The 3,093-nt window shown below is 70.6% G+C and carries 3 protein-coding genes; all 3 read right to left on the reverse strand.

Annotation, left to right across the window (positions count from 1 at the left end; all coding sequences use genetic code 11):
• Positions 1–1,163 (reverse strand): FAD-dependent oxidoreductase (locus tag JWR81_RS05945; protein ID WP_297647753.1); only part of this gene is annotated, 1,163 nt, incomplete at its 3' end.
• Positions 1,160–1,372: a ferredoxin gene (locus tag JWR81_RS05950; protein WP_297647757.1), complete on the reverse strand. Its 213-nt coding sequence runs from the start codon at positions 1,370–1,372 to the stop codon at positions 1,160–1,162. The genes JWR81_RS05945 and JWR81_RS05950, both read right to left, overlap by 4 nt.
• 1,093 nt (positions 1,373–2,465) lie before the next feature.
• The coding region (locus tag JWR81_RS05955; RefSeq protein ID WP_297647760.1) for a CBS domain-containing protein at positions 2,466–3,093 on the reverse strand (628 nt) is incomplete at its 5' end.

Raw genomic sequence — 3,093 nt, forward strand, 5'->3', positions numbered from 1 at the left:
CGCCCATAGGCGGCGGCGAAACGTCGATCCTTCACCGATCCCTGGGTGATGACGATCTCGTCCGCGAAGGGGCCCACGCCGACGCCCTTGATGTTGACGCCGAACTGGCCCGACCAGAAGGCGGGCAACGGCAGATGCGGACGGCGGTCGGGCTCGAGGCTCACCATGTTGTGCGCGGCGACCTGGCCGCCGAAGGTGGCGTTGTCCCAATGCTCCAGTACGAGGAACTGGTATTCGTACAACACGTGCGGGGCGCGGGCGATGTCGCCCGCGACGAAGATGTGGTCGGTCACCACTCCATTGGCGTCGAAGGCGCGGCAGCCCGCGTCGCAGCCAACACCCCACGGGCCGCTGGCCAGCCCCGCCCCCTGCAGCCATTCGGTGTTGCGGATCGAACCAAGCGATGGCATGACCAGGTCGACGTCGAGCGTGGTCCCGTCGGAGAGCCGGGCACGGCGCACGTGACCTTGCCCGTCTCCCTCCAGCGCCTCGACCGAGACGCCGGTGCGCAGGTCGACTCCATGGTCTCGCTGTATTTCGGCGGCGATGTCGCCGATCACACCTCCCAGAGCGCCGACGAGCGGGCCATCGGCGCGCTCGGCGACGGTCACCTGGAGACCGAGCTGGCGGCAGACCGAGGCCACCTCCGAGCCGATGAACCCGGCGCCGACGATCAGCACGCGGCCCGGTCTGGCCGCCAGTGCCGCCCGCAGTCGTTGCGCGTCATCGGACGTGCGGATCGTGAGCACTCCCTCGAGTGCGGCCTCTTCGGGGTTGAACCATTGCCGTGCGCGCGTACCGGTCGCGATCAGCAGACGATCGAACGGAACCTGTTCGCCGTTGGCGAGCTGCACCTGCTTGGCATGGCGATCGAGCCCGGTAGCGGCCACCCCCAGCCGCCAGTCCGCATCGACCTTTCGCATTCGCGGGAGCACAGTGCCGTCGGCCCGCGCCAATCCCTTCAGCACCTGCTTGGAAAGTGGCGGCCGGTCGTACGGTTCGTGTTTCTCATCCCCGATGATGGTGAGCTTCCCGTTGAAGCCCTCGTCGCGTAAGGTTTCGGCGGCGCGCAGCCCAGCCAGGGAGGCGCCGATGATGACAATCCGGCCGCTGGTCTTGAACTCCGTCATCGCCAGGTCGGCGAGGAGCGCGGCGCCCGTCACGCTAATTCTCCGTTCTCGTCCAGTCGGTCCAGAATGATGGCCTGCACCGGGCAGGACGCCGCGGCTCGCAGGACGTGCTGGCGCAGCGAGTCCGCCGGGTTGGGGTCATACAGCAGCGCCTCCTCACCGCTGAGCTGGAGAACCTCCGGCGCCAGCGGAACGCATTGCGCATACCCTTGGCACCGATTCAGATCAATAACGATTCGCATGGATATTCCCTCCGCCTAAGGGCCGTGCCTCCACGACGCCGACCGGCACGCAGTGCGCCGACGGTCCGACCCCCTAGGCTCCGGGCCTGGCCGGCCGGGCACCTCATCCAGCCCGGGTGAATTCGGCATCCGGGCAGGGCGGAACCCCCGTCGGCAGCCGACGGCCTGCGGGTGCTCGCGGTGCGCGCCGCTGCCGGTGGCTGGTGCAGCGCCGCCTTGAGTACAGCGCCGCCTCGAGCACGATCAGGAAGGCAGCGACCAGTCCGACCGGACCGGCCTGTGCCAGTCCCCGGAGAACCGAAGCGCCGGGAAAGCGGGCCGCCCAGTAGCCCTACAAGCCGACCAAGACGAACCGCCCCACCTCGCCAGCGTGAAGGCGGCCTCCGTCCTGATCACGCCGACCGCCGCCGGCAGGAAGGACACGGCAGGGACGGCGACACCGAAGGCGATTGCGGCGGCGTCGTCGAACAAGTGCCGCTGATCGCGCCGTAGATGACGCGAGCGACCTGACGAGAGCGCAGGTGGGCCGCGAGCCTCATGCGCACGTCGAGCAACAGTGCCGTGGGCGACGGTCGGCCGCATCACCCGCTGGGAATGAAGTCGCGTCGCAGCCGACCTCCGGCCGCCCGGACCGCCCGGTCCAGTGGGCGGCGGCATCCAGGGCGGACTACGGCCGCCGGCCCGCTGAGCCCAGCGGGTGGGGAGAAATCATCCGACCGGGGTGAAGCGCGCCAGAGGAGGCCGGGCTGGGCCAGGTCGTCGACTTCATGCCCCCGCCGGGAGCGCCGCCACCGGCAACCACCGACTGGTGCGCATCCTGCAGTGCCTGCGCGGCCGGATGAGCTACGAAGTCGAGATCGCCCCCCCGGTTCGACTACGGTCGCCAGCCGCACCGCACCGGACCGGGGTGGCGGAGAACGGGGCGGTCTTCGCGGCGGACGGCCACCGGCTGGTCCTGCATGCGATTCGCGAGCCCGACGACGAGTGGCTCGCGCAAGCGCACTCGTGGTGGTGCGGGCTCGCGGTGGCCGAGCGGGGATCGAACATCGCGGTGCGGGTGACGGTGGCCGCCTCCGGATCCGGTGTGGGCCGCCTACGACGTGCCGGTCCGTGGCGCTGTCCCCGCGCCGGGCGCGGGATCGACGACGGTCCGGGTCTCCTCGGCCTGAACCGCCGCGTAGGCGGCGAGGACATCGCGGTGGTCGAGCCAGCCGACCGGCTCGACGCCGTCGGCGCCTACCACGGGCAACCCGGTGGTCTCGTGCTCGTGCAGCAGCGTCACCGCGTCGTGCAGGGTGTCGCCGGGTCGGAGCGTGGGTAGCCGGACCGCGCGATCGGCCGCTGCGACGGCGGTTCCCTCCGGCGCGTCGCCGTCGGTGGCGAGGACGGCGCCGAGATAACCGTCGGGGCCGCGAACGGGCAGCGCGCCGTAGCGGGAGGTACCGAGGATCCGGGCGACCTCGGTGGTCGGGGTTTCGCGGCTGACCGGCTCGGGCACCGGGCGCATCGCCTCCTCGACGGTCATCGTGCGCAGGAGGTCGGGCGTCTGGTCGGCGTCGATGTCGACGCCGCGGCGGAGCAGTTTGAGGGTGTGGATCGTCTTGTGGGAGACGAGGTGGCTGATGCCGGTGGCGAGGGCGACGGCGGCCATCAGCGGCAGGATGATCGAGTACTGCCCGGTCAGCTCGAACACGATGACCAGTGCGGCCATGGGGGCGTGG

The sequence above is a fragment of the Pseudonocardia sp. genome (assembly GCF_025965585.1).
Classification (GTDB): domain Bacteria; phylum Actinomycetota; class Actinomycetes; order Mycobacteriales; family Pseudonocardiaceae; genus Pseudonocardia.